General features: G+C 59.4%; 13 protein-coding genes. 5 read left to right on the top strand and 8 right to left on the bottom strand.

Annotated features, from left to right (window positions below):
- Window positions 1-13: 13 nt before the first annotated feature.
- Window positions 14-520: a DNA -binding domain-containing protein gene (locus A0U93_RS15790; RefSeq protein ID WP_245824962.1), complete on the bottom strand. Its 507-nt coding sequence runs from the start codon at window positions 518-520 to the stop codon at window positions 14-16.
- Between the two features lie 58 nt (window positions 521-578).
- Window positions 579-785, bottom strand: coding sequence for a transcriptional regulator domain-containing protein (locus tag A0U93_RS15785; protein WP_077808159.1), 207 nt, complete (start codon window positions 783-785; stop codon window positions 579-581).
- A gap of 271 nt (window positions 786-1056) precedes the next feature.
- Here A0U93_RS15785 and A0U93_RS15780 point away from each other — a divergent pair, with 271 nt between their 5' ends.
- On the top strand, window positions 1057-1308 hold the full coding sequence (locus A0U93_RS15780) for a helix-turn-helix domain-containing protein (protein WP_077808158.1): 252 nt from the start codon (window positions 1057-1059) through the stop codon (window positions 1306-1308).
- A 56-nt stretch (window positions 1309-1364) separates the two neighbouring features.
- Here the strand turns inward: A0U93_RS15780 and A0U93_RS15775 are convergent, their stop codons facing one another.
- Window positions 1365-1679 carry a DUF736 domain-containing protein gene (locus A0U93_RS15775; protein ID WP_077808157.1) on the bottom strand — a complete coding sequence of 105 codons (315 nt, stop codon included), beginning with the start codon at window positions 1677-1679 and terminating at the stop codon, window positions 1365-1367.
- Between the two features lie 709 nt (window positions 1680-2388).
- Here A0U93_RS15775 and A0U93_RS15765 point away from each other — a divergent pair.
- Entirely contained in the window at window positions 2389-3501 is a 1113-nt protein-coding gene (locus A0U93_RS15765; protein ID WP_169852790.1) for a GNAT family N-acetyltransferase, read from the top strand.
- A 140-nt stretch (window positions 3502-3641) separates the two neighbouring features.
- Here the strand turns inward: A0U93_RS15765 and A0U93_RS15760 are convergent, their stop codons facing one another.
- Complete coding sequence (locus tag A0U93_RS15760; RefSeq protein ID WP_077808155.1) at window positions 3642-4322, bottom strand: DNA methyltransferase; 681 nt, start codon at window positions 4320-4322, stop codon at window positions 3642-3644.
- A gap of 276 nt (window positions 4323-4598) precedes the next feature.
- Between A0U93_RS15760 and A0U93_RS15755 the strand changes: the two genes are divergently transcribed.
- Entirely contained in the window at window positions 4599-6038 is a 1440-nt protein-coding gene (locus A0U93_RS15755) for a DUF6880 family protein (RefSeq protein ID WP_077808154.1), read from the top strand.
- Window positions 6039-6337: 299 nt separating this feature from the next.
- Complete coding sequence (locus A0U93_RS15750; protein WP_211274023.1) at window positions 6338-7723, top strand: hypothetical protein; 1386 nt, start codon at window positions 6338-6340, stop codon at window positions 7721-7723.
- 136 nt (window positions 7724-7859) lie between these two features.
- Here the strand turns inward: A0U93_RS15750 and A0U93_RS15745 are convergent, their stop codons facing one another.
- The 4 genes from A0U93_RS15745 to recD2 form a co-directional block, all read right to left on the bottom strand.
- Window positions 7860-8882, bottom strand: coding sequence for an RES family NAD+ phosphorylase (locus A0U93_RS15745; protein WP_077808152.1), 1023 nt, complete (start codon window positions 8880-8882; stop codon window positions 7860-7862).
- A gap of 5 nt (window positions 8883-8887) precedes the next feature.
- Window positions 8888-9823 (bottom strand): sce7725 family protein, encoded by a 936-nt coding sequence (locus A0U93_RS15740; RefSeq protein ID WP_077808151.1) that lies wholly within the window; start codon window positions 9821-9823, stop codon window positions 8888-8890.
- Between the two features lie 7 nt (window positions 9824-9830).
- Window positions 9831-10742, bottom strand: a complete 912-nt coding sequence (locus tag A0U93_RS15735; RefSeq protein WP_077808150.1) for a sce7726 family protein — start codon at window positions 10740-10742, stop codon at window positions 9831-9833.
- A 283-nt stretch (window positions 10743-11025) separates the two neighbouring features.
- The gene (gene recD2 / locus A0U93_RS15730; RefSeq protein WP_077808149.1) at window positions 11026-13212 is read right to left on the bottom strand and encodes an SF1B family DNA helicase RecD2; all 2187 of its coding nucleotides are present in this window, start codon (window positions 13210-13212) and stop codon (window positions 11026-11028) included.
- 241 nt (window positions 13213-13453) lie between these two features.
- Between recD2 and A0U93_RS15725 the strand changes: the two genes are divergently transcribed.
- On the top strand, window positions 13454-13642 hold the full coding sequence (locus tag A0U93_RS15725; RefSeq protein WP_077808608.1) for a hypothetical protein: 189 nt from the start codon (window positions 13454-13456) through the stop codon (window positions 13640-13642).

Below are 13642 nucleotides of genomic sequence, written 5' to 3'. Positions count from 1 at the left end.
GGCCACCAGACTGTCACCCCCCCTGCTTCAGCCCCTGAAGGAGGGCGATGTGACCGCCGTTCAGGTAGAACCCGGCACCCTCGAGATCGCGATAGAAAGCCCGGTGCCATGAGCTGGCACTCCATTCATTGCGGGACAGGTACAGGATGCGCTCGCCGTAGATGCCCGCCGCGATCCGTCGGACCGCCATGCCCATGCGCCGGCCTTCCGCGATGCAGAGCATGCGGACTTGACGGAGTCTCTGCTGGGGACTCAGGCGCAGGACGGGTGGAATTGGGCCGGGTAATTGACCGTCAACCAGGCGGCCGAAGCGCGCAACGCAGGCCAGACGGATCGCGAGGTGCCTGTCGTCAATGACGAACCAGGTTCCTGGCACGTCGGGCTGCCGATCGGCAACGATGACAAGGCGCAGCGCACCCGCCACACTGTCCAGCACGAGGTGGATGCCATCCGGACCATCATGCCGTGCCCGCGCGTATGGCGCGAGACGGGATAGAATGTCACCCCTGTCGCCACGCACAGCGACCTCCGGCGCAACATCAGGATCCCAGAAAGCGGGGGCAAGCCAGGCGGGGAGATCAGGGTCGACAGGGAAAACGCAACCCCCAGCGACGGGCGAAGGCGCGCCATGCCTCGGCGCCAACCTTGCCCGTCGTCATGGTTGCTGCATGATCGCTCCGGTAGGCCGGATTGTGTCGCAGCCATTCCTGGGCGAGACCGGCAGAGTCGAGCCCGGCGTAGGCGCGACGAAGGGGTGCGGCATCCCACGGCCTGATTGTCGGCACGTCCCCCTCTCCCGATATGTCATGGATTCGACCCAGTATCCGGTGCGGAACAGGAACGGGTAGTCCCAAAGACTCAGGGAGGTGATCCCGACAATCTACGGCCTGATCGGGATTATTTGGAAGAGAGAGGAAGATTCAGGCCACGCGGGCGGGAAATGTTGGTTTTTCCGGCATTACGTGATGCGCTCGGCACATCACTCCGGCGGGAGAGAAACCGTCCGTGTATTATAATACGTAGCGCGATAATACACAAATCGTTCCTATCCTGCGGATGGACATCCGAGGACTTTTCGGCGCGAACGTGAGGCGCCTGCGACGCGCCGCCGGTCTCAGCCAGGAGGCTCTGGCGGAACGGATGGGCGTGGACCGCGCCTATATCAGCTGGATAGAGACCGGGCGCCAGAACGCGACGCTGCTTTCACTGTGGCATGCGTCACAGGCGCTGGACGTGCGGCCGGCGGCGTTACTGGATGAAAGTCATGTTGTCGCTACAGAAGCGGCATTGGCCAGCGGGAAGCCATAACCCGCCGGTGAAGAAAGCCCTTCCCGGCTGAGCCGGGAAGGGCCAGTGTGGGGTAGTCAGTCCCCGTTGCGCGGACGCTGGCGGCTCCAGACCAGGTTGTAGGCGCCACCTTCTTCGAAGAGGCTGGCGAAGATCGGACCGGGAAGGGTCGGATCGTCCAGCTTCACGCTGAGATATTCGCGCCAGTCCGTGGTGTGCTTGATCCAGGCGGCCCCGGCCTCGAGTTTGCTGATCTGGACCCGGAAGTTGGGAACATTGTCGCTGGCCCGGTTGGCTTCGGGCACGAAGCGGACACCCCGGATTTTCTGTGTCAGGGTGACGATTTCGCCTTCGTACCCCTCGCCGACCTTTTTGAAAGAACCGATGATCATTGTCCTGTCCTCCTTGCTGTATCAGGCCGCGACCACCGTGGCCTCGATGGCCATCGACAGCCCGGAGACGACCGGCGGCGCACCTGCTTGCAGGCCGGAGCAACGTGGAGGACGGCGGCCCGGAACTTTCTTGCGCCGCGAGGAATGACGGCGTAGCCGGCAGGGGAAGAAAATTGCGGGCCGCCGTTGCGCCATAGCCGGGCGAGGCGAAGCCAGTCTCAGGGCAGATCGGCCATATCGAGTGGCCATGGTGTGCGGCGCCGTCAGCCCTGTGGAGAGATAGGTCAGTCCGTCGTGTTCCATGGCAAGGGGCGCGGGGTGTCAGGAGATACCCGTTTCTCGACACCATGCAGATCGAACCGTATCCGTCGCCGGGAGAACCCGCCGACAAATATTATGTTCTGTAATTCCTGAGATAAGGACGCGAGAAATTGACGCCAAGGCGTCAACTGCACCGGCGGGAATGACAAGTGTTCCAAGCATTGACGCTCATCCGTCTCTTCTGCGGCTGTTTTGTTTCTTTCTTCAGCAGGGGAAACCCTACGGCGCTCGGCAAAACTTGGACGCCCCGTGCGTGGCGCAGAATACCCGGCACCTTCCAACAGGATCCGTTCGCCATGGAGTGGACTCTTTCCGCTCAACACACGTGCATTGTCTCCCGGCTCGGCATATAGTTGCTTTGGGCAACTATATGCCAGGATGGATGAATATGAAACAGGCGATAGCGGCGATTCGTGATTTCAACCGCTTTTACATGCGATATGTCGGGGCGCTCGATTCACGCTTTCTCGGCAGCGACATGACGCTGACGGAAGCCCGTCTTCTACTGGAAATCGCAAACCGTGAACCCGTTCAGGCCAATGTCCTGCGGGATGTCCTGGCACTGGATCGCGGGTATCTGAGCCGCATGATACGTCGGTTCGAGAATGAAGGATGGATAGCACGCGAACGATCATCGGAAGATGGTCGTTCGCGTCCCATGAAACTGACGACCAAGGGACGTATCGTTTTCGAAAACGTCGATCAAAGACAGCACGATGTCATTGAGGCTACCCTGTTACAGTTGAATGAGACTGAGCAGCAGACACTCGCGCAGGCACTGACTTCAGTTCGGCATTTGTTAACCCGCACGCCCGCCTCATCTCCGTTAGATGTTCTGAATCGCCCCGTCTGGCATGCTCTGACCGGACGGCAAAGCTCACTCTCTGTCGGTAATAGTCATGCATTGTGCTACAAGAGGACGATTACTCCGTTCGGCGCGTCCGCCGGAACTGGAGACGTTGATCTTCGGGCATTTGGGGAATTGCTTTCTCCGGATGAAGAAATCTGGCTCGTGGAAAAAGAAGGCTTTCCCACCCCGCTTGGCCTGAAAGCCGTAAAAGCTGCCGAATGCCTACAGATGGTGGCATCACATGTGTCTGATAGTGAGCACGATTTTACGTTCTTTGATCTAGGGGCGGACGACGCCGTTGAAATGCAAGGGCTCGCGACGCTCACTGTCCCCGGTCCATTTCTGGCGGACACATGGCAGTTGGGTGGTTTTGTCGGTATTCGCGAAGCGGGACGTCTGGTCGCCATGGCTGGGGAGCGCATGAAGCCAGGAAACTTTACGGAGGTCAGCGGTGTATGCACTCACCCTCACTATCGGGGGCGTGGATATGCTGGATTTCTCATGCGTATTGTCGCCCAGCGTATTCTGGATCGAGACGAGACACCTTTCCTCCACACTTACTCCGACAATAAAGCTGCCATAGCATTGTATCAGTCGCTTGGCTTTACACCTCATCAGGTCGTGACGGCCACTGTTCTTCAAAAACAGTAAACAGAGCTGCCGAAATGAAAAATGCGAGCCGGCGATGCCGGCGAGCGCCGCACGCGCCGGGCAGCGGCGCGTCTCCGCCGCCGGTCCATCGGGACCGGCGCGATTTTCCGGCCGTCCGGTGAGGCGAAGAAGGGGGCGGCTTACGCCGCCGCCCTCCTCGCTCCATGCCAGGCCAGCCGACGGGTTGCCGTCGCGGCGTGGTCCGGGTCCAGTTCCATCCCCAGCCAGTCGCGGCCAAGATGCTGCGCCGCCACCAGCGACGAACCCGAACCGGCGAACGGGTCCAGAACCAGACCACCCACCGGGCAGAAGGCTTCCACCAGGGGCAGAAGTGCGGCCACCGGCTTTTGCGTCGGGTGCAACTTGTTTCCGGAATAGGGCATGTCGATCACATCCGGGATGGGCTTTGCGGGCGGTGTGACGTTCCCCTTGGCCAGCAGGTAGGCGCTTTCGTGTTCATACCGGAGAAATCGGGAAGAGGAGGAATACGACTTGCGAAAAACGATATGCCCGACCATGCGGAACCCCGCCGCCTTCCAGGCCTCAGCGAAGAGGTCGATACGGTTCCAGCCATAGAACGAAACGGCGAACCCGTCCCATTTCAGGACACGGTGCATCTGGTTGAAAGCGGGCCGAAGCCAGCGCGCATTGTCGTCGTTGCGCACCTTCCGCCCGTCCCTGCCCTGATAGTTCACCAGGTAAGGCGGGTCTGTCAGGATGAAATCCACCGAGTTACGGGGTAGTGCGCGCATAAGCTGCACACTGTCACCGTTAAGGACGGTATTGCGGAAATCGGTCGCCGTGGTGATGTTGCCGGTCATGGTCTTTGCCCTTTGTTCCGCGAGGAACAGCCCCCGCTGTTCCTCTGCCTCGCGGCGAGCAGCGGGGTAGCAACGGCAAGGGCGACCGATGGGGAGGGGTATCGCCAGATCTGCACGGAGCGCAGCGCAGGAAGATCGGGGACACCCCATCGGGCGGCGTCAGCGCGCTGACGCGACCCCTTGCCGACGCGAGGGCGGAGCCATTAGCTTTTTTCCTCTTTTTCCTGGCAACGGCATTTGATTGCGTCCCCTGTGTCGCTGTCATAATCTGTATTCATGGCCCGCACTCCTTCTACAAAGCCTGCCACCCGCAAATCCGCCGCATCCGCGAAAGTCGGCACGACCGTCACGAAAGAGAATCTGAAAGCCCTTGGTGTGGATCGGCTCGCAGACCTTCTGGTCGAACTGTCGGAGCAGGATGCCGTGCTCACCCGAAAGCTGCGCATGGCGCTGACAGCCGCCCATGCGAAAGACAAACTCGGCAAGGAGATCGAGAAAAGGCTGCGAACGATCCAGCGTTCCCGTGGATTCCTGCCCTGGGACCGGATCAAACCCCTCGCCGCGGAACTCGACACACTGCGACGCTCCATTCTCGATGATGTTTCAACGATGGATATCGGGCAGGCGATTTCCGCCATGCGCATTCTCGTGGAACTTGCTCCTTCCGTCTATGAGCGCTCCGATGACAGTTCCGGTTATCTGTCCGATGTGTTCCGCGAGGCGGCCTCCGACCTTGGTACCCTCTGGGGACGACAGGCCGGCCGGGATCCGGCTGTCACCGTCAGGGATCTGCTCACGCTTCTCGATGCGGATGGGTATGGCACGTGTGACCACCTGATCGCGTCGTGCGGTGAAGCTCTGGGGAAGCCGGGCGCGGCCATACTCAGAAGCACGCTTCTTGCACGATTGCACGACCTTCCCGCCTCAAAGGCGAAGGGAGACTATCGTACCGACATCGCACGCATGCAGACCCTCGGTCACCTGAAGGATCTGGCCGATGCAATGGGTGACGTCGATGCCTATATTGACGCGGTTGGCCTGAGTGACCGCCAGTCCGCCTCTATCGGCGATGTTGCACGCCGCCTGCTGGACAAGGAGCGCGCCCATGAGGCGCTCGAATGGCTCGACCGGGAGACCGATGAGACATCCCGGTTCCGCTGGGAAAACGATGACCTTCGGATAGAAGCGTGCGAAGCCGTGGGCGACCGCGACCAGGCCCAGTCCCTGCGATGGAAAGTCTTTCAGGACCGCCTGAGCCTGCCGCACTGGCGGGCATACCAACGCCATCTCAGCGATTACGATGCGATTGATGCTGAAGAACAGACACTCAATTACATCCGTAATTTCCCGGTCAGGAGCGTAGCCCTTTCCACTCTTCTTGAATGGCCAGCACTCGATGCCGCTGCCAATCTCGTGCGGGAACATACGGCGGAACTGGACGGGCGTGATTATGGAACACTGCGTCCGGCTGCGGATCGTCTGTCTGAATCGTATCCCAACGAGGCCACGATTCTTTACCGCCTACTGGTCGAGGCCGTGCTGGATAAGGCGCTTTCCCGCTACTACTCCTATGCAGCAAAGGATCTCGCCTCCTGTCGGCGGCTTGCGCCAATGCTGACAGCGACAAACGGCATGGAAAGCCACGAAGCCTTTGTGATCCGCTTGCAAGCGCAGCATAAGCGCAAGCTGGGATTCTGGTCCTTGGTCGGTAAATAGTTAAAGACCGCAATGGGGGGTGAGCGGAAAGTCCGGTGTCGGAGAGAATCAATAGAAAACAGTCATTAGTGTGTTAGAGGTTCGCAGCAGGCCGCCCGATCGCGACCATTCTAGCGATTTGGTCGCGATCTATATATGCAGACTTCTGGGGTCTACGGGGCCGAGATCGGATTTCGTGAAAAAATCCCCTTCTCCAAGACGATGGATGATGTGCTGATGGCGATCTGACACAACGCAGGCTATCTTGAGGAATGGCTCGTGTACAAAATCCAATCTTATTTTCTGCTTATTTTGGCGTGATGCCAAAGACAATCGCGGCTGCGGGTCTGATTGACCCCTTCCTCGATGTCGACGTGCCGCTCTTTATCGACCCGGTTCTACTCGAAAAATCCAGTAACACCGTGATCTCCACATCGGCCGTTGATCGCTTCCGGCGCCATTTCGAGGTGTTGGTACGGATGCTGACTATCTCGAGCGCAGAGAACGATGCTGCATGGAAGGGGGCCCGTCGTCAGCTTGACCTAAGCGAACCGCCGGAGAACGGACTGGGCTACGGAGGAAGCGGACGCTCGGGAAGCTCGCGCCCTCAGGACATCCGCGAGGCGATCCTGCGCACCAGCAAAGAGATTGTCATGCTTGGTGCGCGAGATCCAGAGATGATCTCGCTGATGGGATTTTTCGAGGAGGATGTCGGGCCAGATACGATCAGTGACCTAACCACGACTGTCATCATGGATGACCTCGCCGCAATCACTGAAGCGTTCTGCCGGGCGAATGGGGTTCCATTGTTCGAAACCAACATAGGCACGAACCATAAGCTGCCCCGTTTCGAGACATCGTCGGGCCGCGCAGTCCCGATCGTGCTGGTACCTGAAGACATTGTGCGTGAACTGCCTATCGCCAACGATTGGTCGGATATCGAGCGTGCCGCGATGGAGAACGCGCGCATCCGCGACCGGGTTAATCAGTTACTTGGCGGCATCATCCGACCAACAGTTGTCGATCGCAAGCATGCACTGCGGAGCGCAGCGCTAGCATCACCGGAGGAGTTCGACTTCTTCCTCGCCGCCGTAAAGGAGAACGTTAGCAACTACGATCCCAACTTAGACGCACTTGGCTACTACCGGCTAAAGGGCATCATCGCGAATGGATTTCCGGGCCTGAAGCAGGCATCGCCCTATAACCTGAAGCTAGGACCGAACGAAATCATGTGCGTCGTCAGGGATACGGTCGCGCAGTTCAAACGGCATGTAGAGGCTGGCAATCTATGGGAGGAGCTTTGGCTCGGCGATAAGCCAAAGAAGGAACGCGCCTCGCAGCTCATCTATTACGCCATCGCCGACGCTTTCTGTAAGGCGAACGACCTAGACATTTCTCCAGAGGCAAACATGGGCGGTGGTCCGATCGACTTCAAATTCTCAAGCGGCTATTCGGCCCGCGTACTGGTCGAGATGAAGCGATCCGGTGGCACGATCGTGCATGGCTATGAAAAGCAGCTCGAGTTCTACAAGGATGCCTCGCAGACCGAATTCGCGCTATTCGTTATTATTGATTATGGCGATCTCGGTATGAAGTTGAACGAAATCCGGCGCATTCAGAAAGCACGTATAGATGCTGGCGAGCGAGCATCTGAGATCATAGTAATTGATGCGAGCCGAAAGGCATCTGCAAGCAAGCGACACTGAATCTCCTACAATCCTCCGAAGCCACCTGCTGATCGGTCCATCGATAGCATTGCGCCCTCGTCGCGATCAAACAACAAATGCCCGCAGGTTCTGGAAGCTATCGTTTACAAGGCTGCCGTTATCAAAGTGCGTCTTCTTAGGCGGCGGCAACTTCGACCGATACCTTGGTTACATTGTAGAGCACCACCGCCCCGCCGACTGCCTGAGCGGGATCGAACAGAGCGAGATTGATGCCATCACTGACCGAACTGCGATAGACTACGCCGTTAAAGCCGCTCTTCTTGATGAATTCACACAGATACTGGCTCGGAATATAGTCGATTGCCGCCCCCGCCGGTTGAACCGGACGAGTCAATTCCTCACCCAGACGTTCGAGGAATGGCAAGTCGGCACGCAGCTGGCCGATCTCGCTCGCATCGGTCAGGATGAAGGGGGAAACGAGTTTACGCGGATTTCGTAAATCCACCGCCTTGATCTCGGGGATTGTGAAATCGGCAACGCAAGCAACTTCGCCGGTATGGGGCCGGATCTCGGCTGCAGCCGTATCGGGCAGCGACCCCAAATAGAGATAGGGGATGCCCGCGGGATTGGCCCTGCCATGTGATGAGCGTCGCTTCGGCGGTGCACCCATCTTCTCGATTGGAAAGACCTCATCCTCGGTGCGGATTCGCGCGCGATACCATTGCCGGGGCAATGGCGGTGCCAGCAGCATGTCGAGCAGCTGGCGGAGACGGTCTAGGTCGACGGCGACGTCGAGAAACCAGCGATTAGCATACATCATTTCGTCACGCAGTTTGTCCCACTGCGCGAGACCTTCACTAATATAGCTTGCCGACGGGACGAAGCCCCTTCGGACGATCTCACCGTCATCGAGAATCTCGCCAAGAAGTTCCTTAGCGTGAGCAATATCCATACGCGGATGGCTGAAGAGTTGCCAATCGTCCTTCATCCATTCGACCAGCGACTTCCCATCTTCATTCGGCTCATAGACATTTACTAACAGTTCGAAATAATTGGCGAGCTTGCCCGGTTCAACGAGCTGGGTGCCAGTGGTCCCACAGAAATCGCATGTCCCATGGCCGGGATCGAGCGACGGGAAGAGCTGATCACGCAGTCCGTGATCGTCGAAGCACTCCGAGCAGCAGAAACGCTGTGCCATGGGGCTCAGCCAATATAGTCGGCAAGCGTTTCGATGTGATGTTTCATCGAGAGCTTTTTGACGTAGCCAAGACCCGGGAAATGGCCCTTAGCATGGAGGTCTCGAAACTCCTTGATCGCTCCGGTCTCGAGGATGTGGGAATTACCGCTGTCCAGTTTCGTGATCAGCTTCGCAAGCGCTTGGGCGAACTTGCCGGCAGGATCGGTCGGCGTGTCCTTCGTATCCGAGACGAAGTGATAGATGTACATGACATCGTCCTTGTCAGGATCGATGAAGGTCAAATGGATCGCGACGGCATAAGCTGGACCTCCGCCCTCGCTGTAGACGTCGCCGACAATCAGAAAGTCACCAAAGCCCGACATGCCGAGATCTCCGTAGGTGACATGGAGATCGGAGAACTCCTCCATCGCCGGATAATCGGCATTGCGCAGCCGCTTAAAGCCATCGCGCACGAGGATGCGCATGCTCTGGTCGAAATGTTTCCGATAGAGCAGCTTTGCATGATCTTCGACGAAGACATTGGTGAGGCTGTGGATGCCATTCTCCAGTTTGGCTGCTAGAGCCTTGGGCGCGGTGAAGCCAGCGTGGACAAGCACGGGATGATGATCTGCGTGATGGTTATAGCAGGCCATCACTTCGTCGACGGTCATGTCGCTACGCAGCAGTATGCCAGCGGAGATATTGTCGGCGTCGACAAAGCCGTCTTGAAGGAGGCCGGTGATGCTTGTCCCGTCTTCCTGATGGTCGCCGTGATAGGGGTTCACGATTACGATCGCCCGTCCACCGGCAGAGCAAATCGCGCTCAAGGTCTTTTTGAGGCCGCCGAGCGCCTCGCGCACCGGCTCGATCACAGGCACGAAGTTCTTCCTGGCAAGAAGCGCCGCCATCTCGCGGATCGTGATAAGCTCGAACTGCTTTCCGCGAAAATAGGGATGGTACATGCGGCAGTCAGCTCCAGGCCATGGTCGCGTGCAGCGGGGTCGAAGTGGCGTCGACTAGCCGCGGGTGGTCAGCACGGCGCACCGATACAGATAGCGCCGCAGCTTGTAGAGACTCCGGTAGACGATCGACCAGGTCGCCGAGCGGTGCGAGATCGCGCGTCCGCTTGAGCGTCCGCACCATCTCGGCATGAAGCGCAACCGGGTCAAGCGCAGCGAAAAGGTCGCGCATCGCGGCATGCCGCTGCGTGTTGGAAACCTGCGGCACCGTTACGCCCATCGCCCGCAGGATCGCCGCACCTTCGGCCATCCGTAGTGATTCAAAGACGGTTACCGGACAGATGCGCGCCGGGCAGTCGACCGCGTCGCGCACCGTTGTGATCTGGTAGCGCTTGGAGAGACACATCACCCCGACATCGTTCGGCACCGTTGCCAGCACGTTCTCGATATGACCTTTGCTCGCGATCACGTTCACTTTGGCAAAGACACGCTTATAGTTCTCTACTTGGTTGGCGAGCCGCGCGAGCGAATCCCGCTCCGACTTGATTTCATAGACGGTCGCAGTGCCATTCAGGATGACGAGATCCGCCTTGCAGCTGCCGGCACGAAACTCATTGAGCATTGAGGCCGTGCGGAGCGAGTGCGTGCCCATCAGCACTTTGTGGCTGATCGCCGCGCGATAGATGTATTCGTCGCGGTGCCCCGCGACCTTCAGAATCTCAAATGCTGAGTCAAAAGCGTCGCCGACAGTCGCGTGCGGGTCGGCGCTCTCGATTAAATCGGTCTGCTCAAGCAACCGACGGAACAAGCCGGATCGACCTTTCTTCGCCATTTCACGAAAAACGGTGGCAGAGAAAAGGCGAGTTAAAACAGAAAGTTGTACTGCGCTGTAGATACTGCTTCCCCCGCTGGAACCGCCCATTGATCGTGCATACTCTACACAATCATAGTCCAAGACACTCCGACATGGAATCGGGGTTCTGCCACATCGAGATAACGCTGGCGAGAGCGTCATTGGGAATGCTCCTGATCGATTCGAGTCGCCATATTTCGGCTTTGGTTAGGTTGCTCGCAAGCCGTTGGTCTGCTATTGGCTTCGCCCTTTCCGTGATGAGCCGAATCGCTCATGTCTCCTATGCGAGAGGTCACTCGCAGGCTCGTATGGCCAAGATGAGGGCGGAAGCCGACATGGAGGCATCGCTCCGTCATGCAAAACTACCCATCAGCCACTCCCTGAGCTTCGACCACCGCCGTCTGCCGCCCTGGTTCCGCACGGCGATGGCCAACGCCTTCTTCTGTCCCACGAGCACGACGAGCATCCGCCCCCGTGTGACGCCGGTATAGAGCAGGTTCCGCGCCAGCATGGCGTAATGCTGCGTCACCAGCGGGATGACCACCGCCGGATATTCCGATCCCTGGCTCTTGTGAATGGTCGTCGCGTAGGCCAGCACCAGCTCGTCCAGTTCTCCAAAACCGTAAACGATCTCCCGTCCATCGAATGAAACGGTCAGTTCGCCTTCTTCGATATCGATCCTGTCGATAACGCCAAGATCCCCGTTGAAGACATCTCGGTCATAATCGTTGGCGATCTGCATCACCTTGTCGCCCGGACCATAGGTCCAGCCGAACCGCTCGACCTTCACCTCGGCCGGCGGGTTCAGCGCCTGCTGCAATTCGATATTCAGCGACCGCGCCCCAAGCCCGCCCCGGTTCATCGGACACAGCACTTGCACGTCGCGAACCGGGTCCAGCCCGAACCGTGCTGGGATGCGATCCTTCACAACCGCCAGCAGCCTGCGCAGCCCGATCTCCGGTTCGCCAGCCTCGACAAAGTAGAAATCCGATCCCTCTTCCGCACTCAGTTCGGGCATCCTGCCCTCGTTGATCCGGTGCGCGTTGGTGATGATCCGGCTCTGCGCCGCTTGGCGGAACACCTCGGTCAGCCGCACCACAGGGACAGCACCGGAGCCAATGATGTCGGCGAGCACCTGTCCCGGTCCGACGGACGGCAACTGGTCCACGTCGCCGACGATCAGCAGAGCCGCGCTGTCAGGCAACGCGCGTAGCAGGGAGCGCATCAGCAGCACGTCGACCATGCTGGCCTCGTCCACGACCAGCAGATCGCAGGTCAGCGGGTTGGTGTCGTCCCGATTGAAACTGCCGGTCGCCGGGTCTGTCTCCAATAGGCGATGGATCGTCTTGCCTTCCAGCCCCGTGCTTTCCGACAGGCGCTTCGCCGCGCGGCCGGTCGGCGCACAAAGCTGCACGTCGATGCCCTTGGCCGTCACGATTTTCAGGATGGCGTTGACCAATGTGGTCTTGCCTACGCCGGGACCACCCGTGATCACCAGCACCTTGCTGCGCAGGGCGAGGCGCACCGCCTCCTGTTGGCTGGGGGCCAGAGCAAGCCCGGTCTTCCTTTCCACCCAGGTCATGGCCTTTGCAGCGTCGATCTCTGGCCAGGGCGGACGGCCGACGGCGCAGGCGCGCAACCGCTCGGCGATACTCTGCTCCGCGCGATACAGGCCAGCCAGGAAGATGCACCCCGTCTCGCCCACGCTGTCGGCAATAACGTCACCGGCTTCCAGTTCCAGCGCGAGGGCCATCTCGATCAGAGGTGCCGCGACTTCCAGCAATTCAGCCGTGCTGGTCAGCAGTTCTCCGACCGGAAGGCCGCAATGCCCTTCATCCATCGCCTCGCCGAGCGCGTAGGAGATCCCTGCCCGCACCCGGATCATGGCGTCAGGCGCGATCCCCATTTTCCGGGCGATCTGGTCGGCGGTCTTGAATCCGATCCCCCGGATGTCCTTCGCCAGGCGATACGGATTTTCGCTAATCAGTTTGACCGCGTCCTGCCCGTAGGTCTTGAAAATGCGCACCGCCCGCGAGGTGCCGACGCCGTTGCTGTGCAGAAACAGCATGATCTCGCGGATCACTTTCTGATCCGCCCAGCCGGCGACGATCCGTTCGGCGCGCTTGGGGCCGATACCCGTCACTTCCCGCAGGCGATGCGGTTCCTGTTCGATCAGGTCGAACACCGCCTCGCCGAATGCTTTCACCAGCTTCTTCGCATAGACGGGGCCGATGCCCCGGATCATGCCGGAGCCCAGGTAGCGTTCAATGCCCTCGACCGTGGTCGGCGGGCTGGCCTTGAGAAATTCCGCCTTGAACTGAAGCCCGTGGCTGTGGTCGTTGAACCAGCGCCCCGATATCTGCACGAACTCGCCTGCCGAAATCATCGCGGCATGGCCGACAACGGTGACCAGATCGCGCTGTCCGCGCACCTTCACCCGCAGGACACAGAAGCCATTCTCAGCGTTGTGGAACGTCACCCGCTCCACGAGGCCAGCCAGCGCTTCCGTGGGCGAAGAGTCGATGGCGCGCCCGCTCATCCGACCTGCCGGAGGAAAGGCACTCCCGTATCGTTCATGACTCGCCCTCCCCTCTCGCGCCGCCGTCATACGCCAGTATTTGTACGACGCACCTCTAACCGGGACTACCCATAACTACGATTCCGTACGCTGGAGCACTCAGGATTACGCTTTCGCACATTGCGTATTTCCATTGAAATAACAGTCATCTGTCCGGATCGTGTGTCTGTTTTCCTTGCCATATGGTCGGAAGAGAGCGACGATGACGGACAGACCCAGCCAGTCCATTGCCCCGGCGTATCGGCCGCCAGAGCCCGAGTTGCGGCTCATCCTGCGACCCAATGCCCCGGACCCACGCCTTGTGGCGCTGGTTCGCCTCATGGCCCGTCGCGCGGCGCGGGACTGGTTCCGGTCGCAGCAACAGGAGCAGCGCCGCAGCTCCGGACCTTAA

The sequence above is a fragment of the Neoasaia chiangmaiensis genome, from assembly GCF_002005465.1.
Classification (GTDB): domain Bacteria; phylum Pseudomonadota; class Alphaproteobacteria; order Acetobacterales; family Acetobacteraceae; genus Neoasaia; species Neoasaia chiangmaiensis.
Note: the sequence above shows the minus strand (reverse complement) of the source record. Positions and strands in the feature narration are given on the sequence as shown.

Bases quoted from the DNA above. Each gene is read 5' to 3' on its own strand.
- recD2 (WP_077808149.1), bottom strand. From the start codon at position 13,212: ATGAGCGGGCGCGCCATCGACTCTTCGCCCACGGAAGCGCTGGCTGGC.
- A0U93_RS15725 (WP_077808608.1), top strand. From the start codon at position 13,454: ATGACGGACAGACCCAGCCAGTCCATTGCCCCGGCGTATCGGCCGCCA.
- A0U93_RS15765 (WP_169852790.1), top strand. From the start codon at position 2,389: ATGAAACAGGCGATAGCGGCGATTCGTGATTTCAACCGCTTTTACATG.
- A0U93_RS15775 (WP_077808157.1), bottom strand. From the start codon at position 1,679: ATGATCATCGGTTCTTTCAAAAAGGTCGGCGAGGGGTACGAAGGCGAA.
- A0U93_RS15735 (WP_077808150.1), bottom strand. From the start codon at position 10,742: ATGGGCGGTTCCAGCGGGGGAAGCAGTATCTACAGCGCAGTACAACTT.
- A0U93_RS15745 (WP_077808152.1), bottom strand. From the start codon at position 8,882: ATGGCACAGCGTTTCTGCTGCTCGGAGTGCTTCGACGATCACGGACTG.
- A0U93_RS15750 (WP_211274023.1), top strand. From the start codon at position 6,338: ATGCCAAAGACAATCGCGGCTGCGGGTCTGATTGACCCCTTCCTCGAT.
- A0U93_RS15760 (WP_077808155.1), bottom strand. From the start codon at position 4,322: ATGACCGGCAACATCACCACGGCGACCGATTTCCGCAATACCGTCCTT.
- A0U93_RS15755 (WP_077808154.1), top strand. From the start codon at position 4,599: ATGGCCCGCACTCCTTCTACAAAGCCTGCCACCCGCAAATCCGCCGCA.
- A0U93_RS15780 (WP_077808158.1), top strand. From the start codon at position 1,057: ATGGACATCCGAGGACTTTTCGGCGCGAACGTGAGGCGCCTGCGACGC.
- A0U93_RS15740 (WP_077808151.1), bottom strand. From the start codon at position 9,823: ATGTACCATCCCTATTTTCGCGGAAAGCAGTTCGAGCTTATCACGATC.